The organism is Arthrobacter sp. R4 (assembly GCF_051365025.1).
Taxonomy (GTDB): Bacteria; Actinomycetota; Actinomycetes; order Actinomycetales; family Micrococcaceae; genus Arthrobacter.
In genome coordinates this window covers 1-670 of record NZ_JBLWIJ010000066.1, presented here as the reverse complement: position 1 = coordinate 670, position 670 = coordinate 1, and the positions used below count along the sequence as shown (strand labels likewise).

Annotated in this window: 1 protein-coding gene and 1 pseudogene; both read left to right on the top strand. The window is 66.4% G+C overall.

Annotated elements, in window-relative coordinates; translation table 11 throughout:
* A pseudogene (locus ACLKOZ_RS22460) lies at positions 1-210 on the top strand (ectoine/hydroxyectoine ABC transporter ATP-binding protein EhuA); the annotation flags it as partial.
* A 2-nt stretch (positions 211-212) separates the two neighbouring features.
* Positions 213-670, top strand: a 458-nt coding sequence (locus tag ACLKOZ_RS22455; RefSeq protein ID WP_436478484.1) for an FAD-dependent oxidoreductase, incomplete at its 3' end; no start/stop codon positions are given.

The window sequence follows — 670 nt, the reverse complement described above, 5'->3', positions numbered from 1 at the left end:
GTCGGCGAAGTCCTCGCCGTCATGAAACAACTCGCCAAAAAAGGCATGACCATGGTCGTCGTCACCCACGAAATGGGCTTCGCCCGCGAAGTCGCCGACTCCCTGATCTTCATGGACGACGGCTACGTCGTCGAACGCGGCGACGCCCGCGAAGTCCTCACCAACCCCAAGGAACCCCGCACCCGGGCCTTCCTGGAACAGGTCCTCTAACCATGGACGGAAAACTCGCCGTCATCGGCCTGGGCAGCATCGGATCCATGGCCCTCTGGCAAGCCTCCCGCCTCACCGACGCCGTCACCGGCTTCGAAGCACACACCCCCGCCCACGCCCGCAGCGCCGTCGGCGGCGACACCCGCCTCTTCCGCATGCTCTACCGCGGCAACCCCAACCTCTACCCCATCCTGGAACGCTCCCGGGATCTCTGGGCCGAACTCGAAGCCGAAACCGGCCAGCACATCCTCACCCGCTGCGGCGGACTCTCCATCGGCACCAAAGACGGCCCCTACCTCACAGCCCTGCTCGAAACCACGAGGACCAACCGAGCCGACCACCACATCCTCAACCACCAGGAAATGGCCGAACGCTACCCCCAACACAACCTCCGCCCCGACGACATCGCCGTCTACGACCCCCACGCCGGCGCCCTGCGCACCGACCGCGCCGTCACCGC